This is a genomic window from Pseudomonas sp. GCM10022186 (assembly GCF_042656385.1).
Taxonomy (GTDB): domain Bacteria; phylum Pseudomonadota; class Gammaproteobacteria; order Pseudomonadales; family Pseudomonadaceae; genus Metapseudomonas.
In genome coordinates this window covers 215,137-231,574 of record NZ_JBHSOU010000060.1, presented here as the reverse complement: position 1 = coordinate 231,574, position 16,438 = coordinate 215,137, and the positions used below count along the sequence as shown (strand labels likewise).

Sequence of the window (16,438 nt, the reverse complement as noted above, 5' to 3'; positions counted from 1 at the left end):
CTGTGGACAAATACGACCGCCTGCTGCTTGCGGCGCTCATCGAGAATGGCCGCGCTTCATTCGCCGACCTGGCGCGCCGGGTCAACCTGTCGCCGCCGGCGGTGGCCGACCGGGTGGCCAAGCTGGAGGCCGCCGGCATCATCACCGGCTACCACGCCAGCGTGGACCTGGCGAAGGTGGGGCTGCCCATCGAATGCGTGATCGAATTGCGCATCACCGACCGCGACTACAAGCGCACCCAGGAAGCCCTGGAGAACATCCCCCAGCTCACCCTCTGCCACCGCGTCACCGGCGACGCCTGCCTGCTGATCAAGGCCGCCGTGGCCTCGATGCCGGAGCTGCAGGACCTGATCGACCAGATCGGCAAATACGGCGCCACCAAGACCTCGCTGATCCTCTCCACGCCCTTCGAGCAACGGATTCCCGGTGTGCTGCAGGAGCGCGGCAAGGTGGAGACGCTGAGGACGGTGAAGGGGTAGCTCAATCTGGTGGATAGAACAGCGCTATCCACCCTTGGATGGGCCTGCCGCAGGGTGGAAATCCACGAAGCGGATTTCCACCATCGATCCCATCAGGCGTCGCGATGTCGCCTGAGCGCCTCGGGAATCTTCGCCGCCGGCACCTTCTGCAGGCTGCAGAACAGCTGGTGCGACACCTTGCTTATGCCGTGCTTGTCCCGCAGTCGCCCGACCAGGTGCAAGGTGAGATTGGCCGCCATCTCGGCATCGGCCAGGGCACGGTGGGCCTTGCCGGTGTCCGGCAGGCGCGCCCAGGCATTGAGGGTGCCGAGCTTGTGGTTGGGCGCCTCGGGCAGCAAGCGGCGGGCGAGCAACAGGGAGCAGGCGAACGCCTGGCGGCGGGAGCGGCCGATGCGCGCCAGCTCGAAATCCCAGAACTTCTGGTCGAAGGAGGCGTTGTGCGCCAGCAGCGGCAGGTCGCCGATGAAGTCGGCGGCCTCGCCCATCACCTGCTCCGCCGGCGGCGCGTCGCGCAGCATGGCGGTGGTGATGCCGGTCAGGCCCTGGATGAAGGCGGGCACCGGGATGCCGGCGTTCATCAGGCTCTGGTAGCGGTCGACGATGCGTCCGCCCTCCAGGATGACGACGCCGATCTCGGTGGCGCGGCAGCTGTTGCCCGGCGTGATGCCGGTGGTTTCGAAGTCGATGACGGCGATGGGGTCCACGGGTGATTCCAGGTTGGCTCGGTCAGTTGCGCAGCAGCAGGCCGCCCTCTATGGGCTGGTAGCGGCTGGCGGCACGGATCAGGGATTGGGCGGTGAGGCCGGGTACGCCGTAGACCAGGGTTTCCACGCCATGGGCCTGGGCCACCCGTTCCAGCAGCAGGTCGAAATCGCCGTCGCCCGAGGCCAGCACCACCAGATCCACCCGGGGCGCGGCGTCGAGCACGTCGATGGTGATGCCGACATCCCAATCGCCCTTGGCCGAGCCGTCGCTGCGCTGGATGAAGGGCTTGAGCTTCACGGTGAAACCCAGGTTGCGGAGGATCTGCTGGAACTGCTGCTGGCGCGGGTCGCCCCGATCGATGGCGTAGGCGTTGGCTTCGACTATGTCGCCCTCGGCGCTGACGCTCTGCCAGAAGGCGCTGTAGTGGAAGTGGCAGCCATAGGTGTGGCGCACCGTGTAGTAGAGGTTCTGCACGTCGGCGAATACTGCGATCTTCTTCAACGCGGCTCCTCGGTAGCTGGCTGGCGGCGACTGGTTAAGGGTAGATTGCGGCCAGTATGCCAGCCTCGGGGAATGGAAAGTGGATAGGACCCTGCAGAAGTCGCCTGGTGCCCTGCTGATCATCGACCAGCAGCAGGGAATCCAGCGCCTGGACAAGCCGCGCAACAATCCCGGCGCGGAGCGGTGCATCGCCACCCTGCTCGACCACTGGCGCAAGGCCGGTTGGCCGCTGGTGCATATCCGCCATATCTCCCGCGAAGCGGATTCGGTCTTCGCCCCTGGCCAGCCGGGGGCACTGTTCCAGCCGTCCCTGGCGCCCCGGGAACGTGAGCAGGTGCTGGAGAAGAATGTCCCCGACGCCTTCATCAACAGCGGCCTGGAACGCTGGTTGCGGGTGCGCGGCCTGGACGCGGTGGTGATAGTGGGCGTGGCCAGCGAGAACTCGGTGGAGGCCACCGCGCGCAGTGCCGGCAACCTGGGTTTCGCCACCACTGTGGTGGAGGACGCCTGCTACACCTTCGCCAAGCCCGACTTCGCCGGCCGTCCGCGCAGCGCCGAGGAGGTGCACGACATGGCCATGGCCAACCTGCAGGGGGAATACGCCAGGGTGTTGCGGGCGGATGAGTTGCTGGCGGCCTGGCCGACACCCTGAAAGCGGACGTCTATAGTTGCAGCTGACCCCGCGAGCTTTGACAAGGGGACGACGCCGCGACCCACCGCATGGGTCTGTTGCAGGGAGCAAGGCGCTCGCCATGGCAGGCGGCGCCGTCTGGCAGTCACTCCAGCGCAGGCCGTGCCCCAGGCAACTCTGCAATGCGCGCTCATGGATGCTGCCTGCTTGCCCTGCTGCTGCTCTCCGCTCCCTGCCAGGCCGAGGCACGCCTGGTGTTCAGTGCCTTTCCGGACCAGGGCCTGCCCCTGTTCCAGATCTGCAAGCGCATCATGGAGGAAGCCTACGGGGCGCTCGGCATCCGCATCGAAACCCGCGCCGCGCCGGCCGCGCGCGCCCTGCAGTACGCCGAGCGCGGCCTGAACGACGGTGAACTCTGCCGCACCAGCCTGATCGCCGAACAGCGCAGCGACCTGCTGCTGATCCGCACGCCGCTGTTCGAGTCCCATGCCGTGGCTTTCGCCAGCCGCCCGCTGCAGTTGCACGGCTGGTCCAGCCTCAAGCCCTACCTGGTGGGCTTCGAGCGCGGCAAGGCCGCCCTGGAATTACGCCTGAAGGGCGTCCGGCAGTCACCGTCCAATGGCGTGGAGAACGGCATGCGCAAGCTGGCCGGCGGTCGGGTGGACGTGCATGTGGAGGACTACTACTCGGGGATGTGCATACTGCGCCAGAGCGGCATGCGCGGCGTCCAGCCGCTGCACCCGGTGCTGGAGCGATTCTCCATGCACCACTACCTCAACCCGCGTCATCGCGAGCTGGCACCGCGCCTGGAGGAGGTCCTGCAGCACATGGCGAGGAGCGGCCGTCTTCGGGAAATCGAGCGGCAGGTACTGCACGACGCCGGACTGGATGACCTCAGCCCGCCTTGAAGAGGACTATCATGGCGCTCCCGTCCCGGCTCCCGGGTGCTGCACTACCATTGCGCTTGAGCCGACCTTTGGAGGCGGCCACGGCTTGGGCTAAAGTGCCCAAGACTGACTGCCGCAAGATGTGAATGCCTGCCGATGAATCCCTTAGAGCTGCTGCGTGCCTCCTGGTACTTCTTTTCCCGCAATGCGGGCGAAATCGCCCTGCTCTGCCTGCCGACCATCCTGATCGAGGCCATTTCCCAGCAGGGCCTGATCGCCTGGCTCGGCCCGGACAAGTCCCAGGGCGCGTCCATCGTGGTCAGCATGCTGTTCTATCCCGTCTATGTCGGCTCGCTGATCATCTTCGTCGACAGCCGCAGCCACCGCATCCGCCTCAAGCCACGCCAGGTGCTGGAAATGGCGTTGGCGCGCTGGCCCGCCTTCGCCGTGCTCGCGGCCATCAGCACCCTGCTGATCATGGTCGGCGCCTGGATGCTGATCCTTCCCGGCCTCTACGTGATGATCAAACTGGCCTTCGCCGAGTACCTGCTGGTGCTGGAAGGACGGGCGCCGCTGGACGCCATCAAGGAAAGCTTCGCCCTCACCAACGGGCACTTCTGGACCATCCTGGCCTGCGTGCTGATGGTGATGGGACCGATCTGGCTGGTGGACTGGTTCGCCTACCGCGAGCTGGGGGAGAACCCCGACCCGGTAGGCACCGTCGTGCTGGAGACCTTCAACAGCTTCTTCCAGCTGTTCGTCAGCATCGCCCTGTACCGGATGTTCACCCTGGTGACCGAACAGGCGACCGAGCAGTGAGATCGGTCCGGGGCGCTCGAAGGACCTGATGCCAGGTCCGGACCGAGGCCGCGCTGGATGCCGGCGGCAAGGGCGACGGCGCACCCGGCCCGCGACCGGAATACGGCGAGCCCTACTACGGCTGTTTCGTCCGCGCCCCGGACTGGCACAAGATCGAGGCGGCCTTCAGGGATCCGGCGCGAGGATTACGCACTCCAGGTCGAGCCCCACGCCCACTGAGCACCGGGCCGATGGCGCCTTGTGTATCAATCCTGCAATTCGTTGTGGGTGCCATCGCAGCAAGGCGGCGAATGGCTGTGCTTGCAGCCACACAGGTACAGGGTCTCGCTGACCTCTGCATGGAACTTGAGCGGAAACAGGCCCGTCCCCTTGTGCGAGCCATCGCAGAACGGCTGCTGCTGGCTGTGTCCACAGCGGCACCAGAAGTAGTCCTGCCCGGCCTCCACCTCAACCTCGTAGGGCCCCCGCTGCGCGATCAGCGCTTCACTGCTCACGGCGCTCCTCCCGGGCGCGCTTGGCTTGGGCCTCGGCGGCCGCTCGGGTATGCTCGCCCTCTTCCAGCATAGTTCCCGGCCCTCGCCGATGCCCCGAGTCCTGCGTTCCGTCCTGCTCAGCCTGTTGCTCCTCGCCCTTGGTCTGGTCGCCCTGGTCTATGCGCTTTCCTGGCATCCGGCGGCCCGCGAACCCGCCCCCCTGCAATGCCAGGCGGAAGCGCCGCAATTGCAGCCCGGCCAGGCGCTCAAGGTGATGACCTGGAACCTGCAGTACCTGGCCGGCAAGCGCTACGTCTTCTATTACGACCTGCCCGACCGCGAAGGCCCGGACGAACGCCCCACCGCCGAAGACCTGGCCTACAGCCTGGACGAGGTGGTTCGGGTGATACGCGAGGAACAACCGGACATCGTCAACCTGCAGGAACTGCACGAAGGCGCTCGGGCCACCGACTACCAGGATCAACTGGCCCTGCTCCAGGAGCGCCTGGCCGACGTCTACCCCTGCGCCAGCCAGGCCTTCTACTGGAAGGCCGCCTTCGTGCCCCACCCACGCATCCTCGGCAGCGTCGGCATGAAGCTGGCGACGCTGAGCCGCTTCCGCATCGAGCGCGCCGAACGTCTGCAACTGCCCCTGGAGGAAAACGACCCCATCAGCCGCCAGTTCGACAAGAAGCGCGCCCTGCTGGTGAGCTACCTGCCGATTCGCGGCGGCGGCCGCCTGGCGGCGATCAACACCCACCTCGACGCCCTGGCCGACGACCAGAAAACCCTCGAGCGCCAGGTGGCCATGACCCGCGGCCTGCTCGATCAGCTACAGGCCGAAGGCATGCCCTGGGTACTGGGCGGCGACTTCAGCCAGTTGCCCCCCGGCCAGTACGAGCGCCTGGCGGATGCGCAGCGTAGCCGCTACACCCCCGACGGCGAGCTGAAAACGCTCTGGAGCAGGTACCCGATGATCCCCAGCGTCGAGGAAGCCAGCGGCGCGCAGCGGGCCCAGTGGTTCACCCACTACCCCAACGACCCGCGGGTGAAAGGCCCTGACCGTACCCTCGACTACTTCTTCCACAGCCCCAACCTGACCCGCATCGAGGCCAGGGTGCGCCAGGACGATACCCTGCGCATCTCCGACCACTTGCCGCTGACGGCCAGGTTCTTCCTGCCGTCGGCGCATTGATGCACAGGGAGCACCTGTCCTGTGGGATTCCATGTCAATCGGCGCGTAGGGTGGAAATCCCTTTGAGGATTTCCACCTTCGGTGTCTTGCACGGCCTCGCTGGTGGATAGAAAAAGCGCTATCCCCCTACACGGCTGTAGGGGCGAATTCATTCGCCAAGCAGACCGAAGGTCTGCCCTTCCAGATTGCAGGGGCCGCTTCGCGTCCCTTGGCGATTGAAATCGCCCCCACAAAAGTGCGGTTCCTCCGCCTCACTTCCTCGGCTTGGCCCGCGCTGTCGGCTCGGCCACCAGCGGGTCGTCCGGCCAATAGTGCTTGGGGTAGCGCCCCTTCAAGTCCTTCTTCACCTCCGCATAGGTGTTGCGCCAGAAGCTGGCCAGGTCCTGGGTGACCTGCACCGGACGCTGGGCCGGGGACAGCAGGTGCAGCTTGACGCCCTGGCGGCCGCCGGCGATGCGCGGGGTTTCGGCCAGGCCGAAGAGCTCCTGCAGGCGCACGGCGAGCACCGGCATTTCCTCGCTGTAATCCAGGCGGATGCGCGAGCCGGAGGGAACTTCCAGGGTGCGTGGCGCCAGCTCGTCGAGGCGTTGCGGCAGCGGCCAGGGCAACAGGCCCTGGAGGATGCCGGCCAGGTCCAGGTTGGCGAAGTGGCTCAGGCGACTGACCTTGCCCAGCCAGGGTTGCAGCCAGTCTTCCAGGCTGGCCAGCAGGGCGGCGTCGGACAGGTCGGGCCATTCGCTGTCGCCCTTGTCGGCGAGGTCCAGCCGGCGCAACAGCGCCACCCGTGCCTGCCACTGGCGCAGCTCCGCCGTCCAGGGCAGCAGTTCCAGGCCCTTGCGCCGCACCAGGCCGAGCAGCGCCCGCGACCGGGCATCCTCGTCCAGGTCGGCCAGGGCCTCGCGGGCCAGCACTAGTTCGCCGACCCGCAGTTGGCGTTCGGCACGCAGCACGCCTTCGCGCTCGTCCCAGTCCAGCAGGTCCTGACGGCTCACCTGTTCCGCCAGCGCTCCTTCGAACAACGCCGGGTCGAGGTCGGCAGCCAGGTAGATGCGCTCCTCGCGCTGGCCCTGGCGGCTGCCCAGGTCGGCGATCACCAGCCAGGGCTCCTTCATCAGTGCGTCCGGTTCACCGAAGGTCGCCGCGCGGCCGTTCGCCAGGCGGTAGTCGGCACCACCTGCGCGGCGCTGCTGGGCGATGCGGTCCGGGTAGGCGAAGGCCAGCAGGCAGCCGAGCCAGCGCGGATGGTCCGGGTCGGCCACCGGCTCGCTGGCAGGGCCGCGCAGGTAGGAGCGGAACTGTCGCGCCAGCTGCCGGGCCCGCTGCACACCGCCACGGGCGCCGCGCACGGCCTTGTCTTCGCCGGCCAGCAGGGCCAGGCGGCTGTGCAGGTCGGCCCCGCCACCCCGCAGGATGTCGCGTTCGCCGAGCAATGCCGCGAGGTCGCAGGCCAGGGTGCCAAGGCCCAGGGCCTGGCCGCGCAGCAGCAGATGGGCGATACGCGGGTGGGCCGGCAGTTCGGCCATGGCCTGGCCGTGGCGGGTCAGGCTGCCGTCCTCGGCCAAGGCACCGAGGCGTTGCAGCAGGTCGCGGCCCTGGGCATAGGCCGCGGCCGGCGGCGGATCGAGCCAGGCCAGTTCGTTGGGGTCGGCCACGCCCCAGCGCGCCAGTTGCAGGGCCAGGCCGGCGAGGTCGGCCTGGAGGATTTCCGCGCTGCCGTGGGCGGCCAGCTGTTCATGCTGCGCCTCGGACCAGAGCCGGTAGCAGGCACCCGGCTGCAGGCGCCCGGCACGCCCGGCGCGCTGGGTGGCCGAAGCACGGGAAATGCGCTGGGTGTCCAGGCGGGTCATGCCGCTGGCGGGATCGAAGCGCGGCACCCGTTCCAGGCCGGCGTCCACCACCACGCGCACGCCATCGATGGTCAGGCTGGTCTCGGCGATGTTGGTGGCCAGCACCAGCTTGCGCTTGCCCACAGGGGCCGGCTCGATAGCGGCACGCTGGGCGGCCAGGTCGAGTTCGCCGTGCAGCGGACACAGCAGGATGTCGCCCCGCCCGTCCAGACGCTCGCCCAGTTGATCGGCGACACGACGGATCTCCGCCTGGCCGGGGAGGAACACCAGCAGGCTGCCGGGCTCGTCGACCAGGGCCTGGAGCACCGCCTGCACCACCCGGGGTTCCAGCGCCTCGCCCGGCTGGCTGGGCCGTCCCCAGCGTTGCTCGACGGGGAACATGCGCCCCGCGCTGCGCACCACCGGCGCGTCGCCCAGCAGGCGCGACAGGCGCTCGCCCTCCAGGGTGGCGGACATCAGCAGGACCTTCAGCGGCGGCTCGTCGCGCAGCAGGGCACGGCCGTTGAGGCAGAGGGCCAGGGCCAGGTCGGCATCCAGGCTGCGCTCGTGGAACTCATCGAAGATCACCAGGCCGACGCCTTCCAGCGCCGGGTCCTCCTGCAGGCGGCGGGCGAGGATGCCTTCGGTGACCACCTCGATGCGAGTACGGGGACCGACCCTGGACTCCAGGCGGATGCGGTAGCCGACGGTCTCGCCCACCGACTCGCCCAATTCGCTGGCCAGGCGCTCGGCGGCGGCGCGGGCGGCCAGGCGGCGCGGCTCGAGCATCAGGATGCCCTGCCCCGCCAGCCAGGGTTCGTCCAGCAGGGCCAGCGGCACCCGGGTGGTCTTGCCGGCGCCGGGCGGCGCCTCCAGCACGGCTTCGTGGCGGGATTGCAGGGCAGCCCGCAAGTCGGGCAGGACGGCATCTATGGGTAAGGGATTCATGGGCACTCCGGGCGGGCGCGCAAGTATAGCGGCGAACCGCCCTGTCCCAGGCGGGGTCTTACTTATAGCGGGCAGTTTTGAAACAACGACCTTGCTATAGTTGCGTACTTTCGATCAGGAGATGTTCATGCGCATGCCTTCCCGTTTGATTGGCGGCCTGGTTGCCGCCACCCTGCTCACCCAGCTCACCGCCTGCGGCACCCTCTTCTACCCGGATCGACGCGGCCAGATCGAAGGCAAGATCGATCCGGTGGTCGCCGGCCTCGATGCCATCGGCATCCTCTTCTACGTCATCCCCGGCCTGATCGCCTTCGCCGTCGACTTCGCCACGGGTGCCATCTACCTGCCCGAAGGCCAGAACGCCCAGGTAGCCCCCGAGAAACTCGAGGAAGCCATTGGCGCCGATGGCAAGGTGGACAACGCCCGCCTGAAGGCCATCATCGAGCACGAAACCGGACGCAGCCTGCCGCTGGACAATCCGCAACTGCTCCAGCACAGCGGCGACCTGCGGCAACTGGCCGCCTACGGCCTGCACCCGGCAGCCTGACGTGGACAATCCGGCCCGCCGCCCGGTACATCGCGGCCGGGCCCCTTCCCTGGCTCCTGACTTGCCTCCCTTGCGACCGGAGCCGGCATGACCTCCGCCCGACGACATGCGCAGCTGCTGCGCATGGCCACCCGCGCGTCCCTGACCGTCGCCATCATCCTGGTGATCGCCAAGGCGGTGGCCTGGGCCATGAGCGGCTCGGTCAGCCTGTTGGCGGGCCTGACCGACTCGCTGCTGGACAGCGCGGCCTCCTTCCTCAACCTGCTGGCGGTGCGCTATGCGCTGAAGCCGGCGGATGAAGACCACCGCTACGGCCACGGCAAGGCCGAATCCCTGGCGGGGCTGGCCCAGGCGCTGTTCATCGGGGTCAGCGCCGTGCTGGTGGCGACCCAGGCCTATGCGCGCCTGGTGGAGCCGCAACCGCTGGGCGCCGAGATGCTCGGCATCGGCGTGATGATCCTGTCGCTGCTGCTCACCGCCGGCCTGCTCGCACTGCAGCGCCGGGTGATCCGCGCCACCGGCTCCACCGCCATCCGCGCCGACGCCCTGCACTACCGCTCGGACCTGCTGCTCAACAGCGGCATCCTCCTGGCCCTGGTGCTGGCCAGCCTCGGCTGGCAACAGGCCGATGGCCTGTTCGGCCTGGGTATCGCCGCTTACATCCTCTGGAGCGCCTTCGGCATCGCCCGGGAATCGGTATCGGTGCTGATGGACGAGGAGCTGTCGCCGGAGATCAGCGCCGACATGCGACGCCTGGCCTGCGCGGTCCCCGGCGTGCTCGGTGCCCATGACCTGCGTACACGGATTTCCGGTACCCGCTGGTACGTGCAACTGCACCTGGAGCTGCCCGGCGAGCTGCCGCTGTCCCGCGCCCACGCGCTGTGTGAACAGGCGGCGGACGCCATCACCGCCCGCTATCCCCGTGCCGAAGTACTGGTGCATGCCGATCCCAGCGAAGTGGTGAAACGCGCCTAGCGCGCACCTTGCCGGCCCCGGTTCACAAATGGCGTCGCCCCCGCTGAAGTGCTTTTGCGGGAAATAAAAAAGGGAGCCCCAAACTGCGGGGCCCCCTTCGGGAAATTCGTCCTGTGCTGGCGATTGTGTCGCCGCTTTCATCGCCTGCCTGATTGGGCAGCGCGGACCCGGGGGCCTGCTCGAACCGGTTGGATCGGCGGCGCCGACGCACCTGATTGGGCGGGTCGGGTGGACTTGCTGTCCGGGCCGTGAAACTGAGGGAAATCTTACGGTGAGGCGCGGGACGAATGATTGCGAAGATTGCTCATATTCACGCAACTTGCGCAATTAATCACTAAAGGAGCAGCATTAAACGCAATCACAAAGAAAGCGAGCAGCTCGCCATGGAAAAACTCGATCGCTACGACCTCAAGATCCTCGCCGAACTGCAGCGCGATGCGCGCATCTCCAACCAGGAGCTGGCCGAGCGCATCGGCCTGTCGCCCTCACCCTGCTCGCGGCGGGTCAAGCAGTTGGAAGATGACGGCTATATCGTCCGCCAGGTGGCCCTGCTGGACCGCAAGAAGCTCGGCCTCAGCCTCACCGCCTATGTGCTGATCGGCATGGACCGGCACACGCCGGAGCGCTTCGAGCACTTCCAGGAAGTGATCCGCCAGTGCCCGGAAGTGCTGGAGTGCAGCCTGGTCACCGGTATGGAGGCGGATTACCAGCTGAAGGTGGTGGTGCCAGACATGGACCATTACCAGCAGTTCCTGCTTGGCCAACTGACCCGCATCGAGGGCGTCACCAGCGTGCGCTCGAGCTTCGTCCTCAGCCAGGTGCTGAGCAGCACCGAGCTGCCGCTGGACCACCTGCGCAGCTGAATGGCCCTCGCGTGGGGGCCGGCATGGCGTATAATCGCCGCGCTTTGCTGTACCCTCCGCGCGGCCCCGCCCCATAAGAGCCTTCCGGCTCGCAGAACCACAAGCGCACCGCCCGCCTTCCGCCCGGCCCAACGGCCATGCGGGTGCAGCCTGTATTCAGCCCTCGAGGTATGCGATGAGCCCGGAAAAATTCGAAGAGTTGATGATGACGGCGATGATCGCCGCGCTGGTGGCCTTCATGGCCTTCATCGTCTGGGACCTGGCCAAGAAGTCCAAGGCCGGCCGCTTCGGCACCATGATCCTGTTCCTCGCCCTGGGCCTGGGCGTACTCGGTTTCGTGATCAAGACCCTGGTAATCGGCGGCCTCGAAGGGCTCTGAGCCCCTCCTCCCCGAGCCTACGCACAATCTCCCGGGCTCGCGAGCTAGAGCGAGATTGCCGGCAACGCCGTATCGCCGACGCGCAGCAGCCCGGGGCCGGCTCAAAGCTTGGCAGGGACCTCCCGATACTCGCCCAGCCCCAGCCCGTCGAGGCTCCAGGGGCCGATGCGCACCCGCACCAGGCGCAGGGTGGGCAACCCCACCGCTGCGGTCATGCGCCTGACCTGGCGGTTGCGCCCCTCGCGAATCACCAGTTCCAGCCAGGCCGTCGGCACGCTCTTGCGGAAACGCACCGGCGGATTCCGCTCCCAGAGTTGCGGTTCGTCCAGCAGCCGCGCCTCGGCCGGCAGGGTCGGCCCATCGTTCAGTTCGACGCCCTCGCGCAGTCGCTGCAACTGCCCTTCGCTGGGCTCACCTTCCACCTGCACCCAATAGGTCTTCGGCAGCTTGTGCTTCGGATCGGCGATGCGCGCCTGCAGGCGGCCGTCGTTGGTCAGCAGCAGCAGGCCTTCGCTGTCGCGGTCCAGCCGCCCGGCGGGGTAGATGCCGGGAATGGGGATGTAGTCCTTGAGCGTCGCGCGGCCCTCGCCGTCGCTGAACTGGGTCAGCACGTCGAAGGGCTTGTTGAACAGCAACAGGCGCGGCTCGGCGGGCGGCGCCTTGGGCACGCGGCGCGGCGCGGCGGTTCCGGGGCGACGAGAGGCGGGACGGGCGGGACGGGCGGGACGAGGTGGTCGCGACATGCCTGGAAACGGGTTGGCGGTCTGGGAATGGGAGAGGCATGCTAGGTTGACTGCCCCCCCGCCGCAAGAGAGAAGGACATGCCGCGCGCCTTACGCCCCACCTGGCTGATCAGCCTGATGACCCTCGCCGGCTATCACCGTTCGCCCTATCGGGGTCCGGTCTCGGGCAATTTCGACGGCCGTCGCTTCCGCAACCTCGAGCCCAAGGCCCACAAGGACCTGCGTGCCTTCCTGCGCTGGCAATTCAGTCGCGAGCAGCAGGCGGACTGGATCGACCAGCCGGGTCCGGCCGTGCCCCCCGAGGTGCCGGCGCGGGTGGAGGGCGACGAATTGCGCGTCACCTATATCAACCACGCTACCCTGCTGATCCAGCACCGTGGACTGAACATCCTCACCGACCCGGTCTGGTCGCAGCGGGTCAGTCCCTTCACCTTCGTCGGTCCGAAGCGCCACCATCCGCCAGGGCTCGAACTGGACCAGCTACCGCCCATCGACCTGATCCTGGTCAGCCACAACCACTACGACCACCTCGACCTGGAAAGCCTGCGCTCGCTGGTGGAGCGCTTCCCGCTGGCCACTGTGGTGTCCGGGCTGGGCAACGGGATGCTGATCCGCGAAGCCGGCTTCAAGCAGGTGGTGGAACTGGACTGGTGGCAGGAGCTCCCGCTGGATGGCGGCCTGAAACTGCATGCGGTACCGGTCCAGCACTGGTCGGCGCGGACCCGCAGCGATACCAACGAGACACTCTGGATGGGCTTCGTGATCGAATCGCCGGACGGCCCCTTCCTGTTTCCCGGAGATACCGGCCTGGGCCCGGAGTTCCGCCTGATCCGCGAGCGCTTCGGCCCGATGCGCTTTGCCGCGCTGCCCATCGGCGCCTATGCACCGCGCTGGTTCATGCGCGATAACCACATGAACCCGGACGATGCGGTGCAGGCCCACCAGCAACTGGAATCCCAATGCAGCCTGGCGATCCACTTCGGCACCTTCAACCTCACCGACGAAGGCCAGTTCGCCCCGCCGCGGGACCTGGCCAAGGCCCTGGCCGACTGGCAGGTGGACGCCGACGCCTTCCGCGTGCCGACGCCGGGGTATCAGTGGCTGATCCCGCCTTTGACGCAGTGAAAATGGGGCCGCATCGCGCGCCCCCCGCCACCGGCAGGAACCCTGTAGGGGCGAATTCATTCGCCAAGCAGGCCGAAGGTCTGCCCTGCGATCTCCCAAAGGACCGCGTTGCGCTCCCAGGCGAATGAATTCGCCCACACAGAAGCCCCGCACGAAGCCGCTGTGCCAATCAGCGGAACGGCGGCTCGTCGAAGCTGCGCAGCTTGCGCGAGTGCAGGGCGTTCAACTGGTTACGCAACAGTTCGAGGGCGGCGACGCCGATGCGCAGGTGCTGGCTGACGGCGCGCTGGTAGAAGGCGCTGGCCGAGCCGGGCAGCTTGATTTCGCTGTGCAGCGGTTTGTCGGATACGCACAGCAAGGTGCCGTAGGGCACCCGCAGGCGGTAGCCCTGGGCCGCCACCGTGCCGCTTTCCATGTCCACCGCCACCGCTCGCGACAGGTTGATCAACGGCCGCTCCTGGGCCCAGCGCAGTTCCCAGTTGCGGTCGTCGTAGGTGAGCACGGTGCCGGTGCGCAGGCGGCGCTTGAGGTCTTCGCCGCGCTCGCCGGTGACCTGGGCAGCGGCTTCCTGCAGCGCCTGCTGCACCTCGGCCAGGGCCGGCAGCGGGATGTTCGGCGGCAGCACGCGGTCGAGGATGCCGTCGCGGCGCATGTAGGCGTGGGCCAGCACGTAGTCGCCGATGGTCTGCGACTGCCGCAGGCCGCCGCAGTGGCCGATCATCAGCCAGCAGTGCGGGCGCAGCACGGCCAGGTGGTCGGTGATGTTCTTGGCGTTGGACGGGCCGACACCGATGTTGACCAGGGTCACGCCATGGCCGTCGGTCGCGATCAGGTGGTAGGCCGGCATCTGGTAGCGGTGCCAGACTACGCCATCGATGATGGCCTGCATCTCGCCCTCGTCCATGCCCCGCTCCACCACCACGTTGCCCGGCAGCACCATGCGCACGAAGCGCGGATCATCGCGGAGCTGGTCGAGGCCATGGCGGATGAACTGGTCGACGTAGCGGTGATAGTTGGTCAACAGGATCCAGGGCTGCACGTGGCGCCAGTCGCTGCCGGTGTAATGGACCAGCCGGCGCAGGGAAAAATCCACCCGGGCGGCGTCGAACAGCGCCAGCGGCAGCGGGTCGGCGTTCTCCCATTCGTAGAGGCCGTCAGCCACGCCATCGGTGGCGGCGGACAGGTCGGTGCTGGGGAACACCCGCGCCAGTTCGGCAGCGGTCACCCCGGAGCCGGCCAGCTCCTCGCCATGCTCGACGACATAGGGGTAGGGAATGTTCTGCGGGCTGATGCCCACCTCCACCTGCACGGTGAAGTCATGCATCAGCGGCCGCAGCTGCTCCAGCAGGTAAGTACGAAAGGCATCCGGATGGGTGACGGTGACGCAGTAGTTGCCCGGCACCTGGATCTTGGCGAAGGCGCGGGTGGTGGACGGCACCTCGCCCTGGCAACGGTAGGTGATGCGCAGCAGCGGGTAGCGGAACAGCGCGCGCTGTCCGGCGTCCGGCTCGATGCGTTCCTTGATGTAGCGCTTCAGCGCCTGACTGAGGGCACCAGTGGCCTGCCGGTGTAGCTCGGCGAGGCGATCGACGGCTTCCTCGGCGGTTTCGGCAATCACAAAATCGGTCGGTTCGAGGCTCACGGTCGGCATCCTGTCTGTTCACAGTGTCCTTATCTTGCCTGCTAAATAGGCAAGCGGCATAGCCGATCCCAAGGTCTTCCCAACTCCGCAGGGCGGATGCCGATCTCCGGAGATACGCAGGGGTGCGCGCTTTGCCGTTCAGGCACAGCGGGAGGCATGGACAGCTCGCATTCCTGCTGGATCTGCCATGGTTCCATCCTCACGGATGCGGGGAACACAGCACTGGGAGTGCTGCGGGAATCATCGGCCACGGTTCATCCCCGCTAGCGCGGGGAATACAATGCCGGCGCCCCGACCATCCGCAAGCGCCTCGGTTCATCCCCGCTGGCGCGGGGAACACGTCCTGACCACCTTCATGTCGGGCGTCGGCGCCGGTTCATCCCCGCTGGCGCGGGGAACACGTCAGGGCCAGAGCGATGGCGAAGGGCAGCTGCGGTTCATCCCCGCTGGCGCGGGGAACACACCTGCCCGCGCTGCCGCTGGGAGGCGATCAACCGGTTCATCCCCGCTGGCGCGGGGAACACCCGTCGTGGCAGGGCTCCAGGGCCTCAATCTCCGGTTCATCCCCGCTGGCGCGGGGAACACCTGTTCCCGCCCCATGAGTGCTACGTCGAGGTCGGTTCATCCCCGCTGGCGCGGGGAACACCCGCAGCTTGATCCGCTCTTGTGCCTCCAGCGCGGTTCATCCCCGCTGGCGCGGGGAACACAGCGTAGCGCCGCCGTCTATGCGTGCTGCCGGCGGTTCATCCCCGCTGGCGCGGGGAACACTTCGACGGCACGCTGAACTACAGCACCGGCGACGGTTCATCCCCGCTGGCGCGGGGAACACGAGGCCGAGGCGTGGGCGATGACCATGACCAGCGGTTCATCCCCGCTGGCGCGGGGAACACGAAGCGGAACGCCTGGCCGCGCAAATCTACAACGGTTCATCCCCGCTGGCGCGGGGAACACATCAATTTCGAGAACTGTCAAGGCGGCGGCATCGGTTCATCCCCGCTGGCGCGGGGAACACTTCTCGTTGAAGGCGTCGAACCCTTCGAGCGACGGTTCATCCCCGCTGGCGCGGGGAACACCTGGAGATCGACCTGCCCACCACCGGCTATAGCGGTTCATCCCCGCTGGCGCGGGGAACACGTCGCCCGGCCGGCGCCAGAACACCTCGCAGACGGTTCATCCCCGCTGGCGCGGGGAACACGCAATAACAAACTACAGACCAATGCGACGAACCGGTTCATCCCCGCTGGCGCGGGGAACACATCTTGTCTTGCATCACAGACCGAGAATCGATCGGTTCATCCCCGCTGGCGCGGGGAACACCTTTTTTTCACGGTCCGCCCGCGAATAACCTGAGGTTCATCCCCGCTGGCGCGGGGAACACGAAGGCGAATGCCTTTTCAGTGGTGGTCATGGCGGTTCATCCCCGCTGGCGCGGGGAACACCACCAGCTGGGCATACAGCGAGGACGCTGCTGCGGTTCATCCCCGCTGGCGCGGGGAACACTTCTGGCCAGTGGCCCGGCCCGTGCCCTGAGCCGGTTCATCCCCGCTGACGCGGGGAACACTGGGAGACCCCCGAAGCGTACCTGGAAGCATCCGGTTCATCCCCGCTGGCGCGGGGAACACGCGTCGTGGGCGTTCAGTAAGGGGGACGTCGGCGGTTCATCCCCGCTGGCGCGGGGAACACCGTGGGCTCTCGTCGAC

At 67.6% G+C, this 16,438-nt stretch carries 16 protein-coding genes, 1 pseudogene and 1 CRISPR repeat array (1 of these 18 cut by a window edge); of the genes and pseudogenes, 11 read left to right on the top strand and 6 right to left on the bottom strand.

Annotated features, from left to right (window positions below; translation table 11 throughout):
• The first annotated feature begins 2 nt into the window (after window positions 1-2).
• Window positions 3-479 (top strand): Lrp/AsnC family transcriptional regulator, encoded by a 477-nt coding sequence (locus tag ACFPU0_RS20095; RefSeq protein WP_377695037.1) that lies wholly within the window; start codon window positions 3-5, stop codon window positions 477-479.
• A 92-nt stretch (window positions 480-571) separates the two neighbouring features.
• Here ACFPU0_RS20095 and ACFPU0_RS20090 read toward each other — a convergent pair whose 3' ends face one another.
• The gene (locus ACFPU0_RS20090; RefSeq protein WP_377695035.1) at window positions 572-1,183 is read right to left on the bottom strand and encodes a PolC-type DNA polymerase III; all 612 of its coding nucleotides are present in this window, start codon (window positions 1,181-1,183) and stop codon (window positions 572-574) included.
• Window positions 1,184-1,205: 22 nt separating this feature from the next.
• Window positions 1,206-1,685, bottom strand: coding sequence for an NYN domain-containing protein (locus tag ACFPU0_RS20085; RefSeq protein WP_377695034.1), 480 nt, complete (start codon window positions 1,683-1,685; stop codon window positions 1,206-1,208).
• 79 nt (window positions 1,686-1,764) lie between these two features.
• On the opposite strand from ACFPU0_RS20085, the gene ACFPU0_RS20080 reads away from it, so the two are divergent.
• From ACFPU0_RS20080 to ACFPU0_RS20065, 4 genes and pseudogenes are all read left to right on the top strand, one after another.
• Window positions 1,765-2,337 carry a cysteine hydrolase family protein gene (locus tag ACFPU0_RS20080; protein ID WP_377695033.1) on the top strand — a complete coding sequence of 191 codons (573 nt, stop codon included), beginning with the start codon at window positions 1,765-1,767 and terminating at the stop codon, window positions 2,335-2,337.
• A gap of 161 nt (window positions 2,338-2,498) precedes the next feature.
• Complete coding sequence (locus ACFPU0_RS20075; RefSeq protein ID WP_377695032.1) at window positions 2,499-3,224, top strand: substrate-binding periplasmic protein; 726 nt, start codon at window positions 2,499-2,501, stop codon at window positions 3,222-3,224.
• Between the two features lie 135 nt (window positions 3,225-3,359).
• Entirely contained in the window at window positions 3,360-4,022 is a 663-nt protein-coding gene (locus ACFPU0_RS20070; RefSeq protein ID WP_377695031.1) for a YciC family protein, read from the top strand.
• A gap of 47 nt (window positions 4,023-4,069) precedes the next feature.
• Window positions 4,070-4,241 (top strand): annotated as a pseudogene (locus ACFPU0_RS20065) (VOC family protein); the annotation flags it as partial.
• A gap of 26 nt (window positions 4,242-4,267) precedes the next feature.
• Here the strand turns inward: ACFPU0_RS20065 and ACFPU0_RS20060 are convergent.
• Window positions 4,268-4,516 carry a CDGSH iron-sulfur domain-containing protein gene (locus ACFPU0_RS20060; RefSeq protein WP_377695030.1) on the bottom strand — a complete coding sequence of 83 codons (249 nt, stop codon included), beginning with the start codon at window positions 4,514-4,516 and terminating at the stop codon, window positions 4,268-4,270.
• A gap of 88 nt (window positions 4,517-4,604) precedes the next feature.
• Here ACFPU0_RS20060 and ACFPU0_RS20055 point away from each other — a divergent pair, with 88 nt between their 5' ends.
• Window positions 4,605-5,690 carry an endonuclease/exonuclease/phosphatase family protein gene (locus tag ACFPU0_RS20055; protein ID WP_377695029.1) on the top strand — a complete coding sequence of 362 codons (1,086 nt, stop codon included), beginning with the start codon at window positions 4,605-4,607 and terminating at the stop codon, window positions 5,688-5,690.
• A 251-nt stretch (window positions 5,691-5,941) separates the two neighbouring features.
• Here ACFPU0_RS20055 and hrpB read toward each other — a convergent pair whose 3' ends face one another.
• Window positions 5,942-8,464, bottom strand: a complete 2,523-nt coding sequence (gene hrpB / locus ACFPU0_RS20050) for an ATP-dependent helicase HrpB (RefSeq protein ID WP_377695028.1) — start codon at window positions 8,462-8,464, stop codon at window positions 5,942-5,944.
• A 127-nt stretch (window positions 8,465-8,591) separates the two neighbouring features.
• Here hrpB and ACFPU0_RS20045 point away from each other — a divergent pair, with 127 nt between their 5' ends.
• The 4 genes from ACFPU0_RS20045 to ACFPU0_RS20030 all read left to right on the top strand — a co-directional run bounded on the left by ACFPU0_RS20045 (window position 8,592) and on the right by ACFPU0_RS20030 (window position 11,228).
• Window positions 8,592-9,011: a polyribonucleotide nucleotidyltransferase gene (locus tag ACFPU0_RS20045; RefSeq protein ID WP_377695027.1), complete on the top strand. Its 420-nt coding sequence runs from the start codon at window positions 8,592-8,594 to the stop codon at window positions 9,009-9,011.
• 87 nt (window positions 9,012-9,098) lie between these two features.
• Window positions 9,099-9,986, top strand: a complete 888-nt coding sequence (locus ACFPU0_RS20040; protein WP_377695025.1) for a cation diffusion facilitator family transporter — start codon at window positions 9,099-9,101, stop codon at window positions 9,984-9,986.
• A 383-nt stretch (window positions 9,987-10,369) separates the two neighbouring features.
• On the top strand, window positions 10,370-10,849 hold the full coding sequence (locus ACFPU0_RS20035) for an Lrp/AsnC family transcriptional regulator (protein ID WP_377695023.1): 480 nt from the start codon (window positions 10,370-10,372) through the stop codon (window positions 10,847-10,849).
• Window positions 10,850-11,024: 175 nt separating this feature from the next.
• Window positions 11,025-11,228: a DUF2788 domain-containing protein gene (locus ACFPU0_RS20030; RefSeq protein WP_377695022.1), complete on the top strand. Its 204-nt coding sequence runs from the start codon at window positions 11,025-11,027 to the stop codon at window positions 11,226-11,228.
• A gap of 101 nt (window positions 11,229-11,329) precedes the next feature.
• On the opposite strand, the gene ACFPU0_RS20025 is transcribed toward ACFPU0_RS20030, so the two are convergent.
• Complete coding sequence (locus ACFPU0_RS20025) at window positions 11,330-11,896, bottom strand: pseudouridine synthase (RefSeq protein ID WP_377695163.1); 567 nt, start codon at window positions 11,894-11,896, stop codon at window positions 11,330-11,332.
• A gap of 153 nt (window positions 11,897-12,049) precedes the next feature.
• Here ACFPU0_RS20025 and ACFPU0_RS20020 point away from each other — a divergent pair, with 153 nt between their 5' ends.
• Entirely contained in the window at window positions 12,050-13,096 is a 1,047-nt protein-coding gene (locus ACFPU0_RS20020; RefSeq protein ID WP_377695021.1) for an MBL fold metallo-hydrolase, read from the top strand.
• Between the two features lie 169 nt (window positions 13,097-13,265).
• Here the strand turns inward: ACFPU0_RS20020 and amn are convergent, their stop codons facing one another.
• Window positions 13,266-14,747 (bottom strand): AMP nucleosidase, encoded by a 1,482-nt coding sequence (gene amn / locus ACFPU0_RS20015; RefSeq protein ID WP_377695020.1) that lies wholly within the window; start codon window positions 14,745-14,747, stop codon window positions 13,266-13,268.
• 241 nt (window positions 14,748-14,988) lie between these two features.
• A CRISPR array of direct repeats spans window positions 14,989-16,438; the repeat unit is 29 nt; unit sequence CGGTTCATCCCCGCTGGCGCGGGGAACAC; it runs 44 nt beyond the window's last position.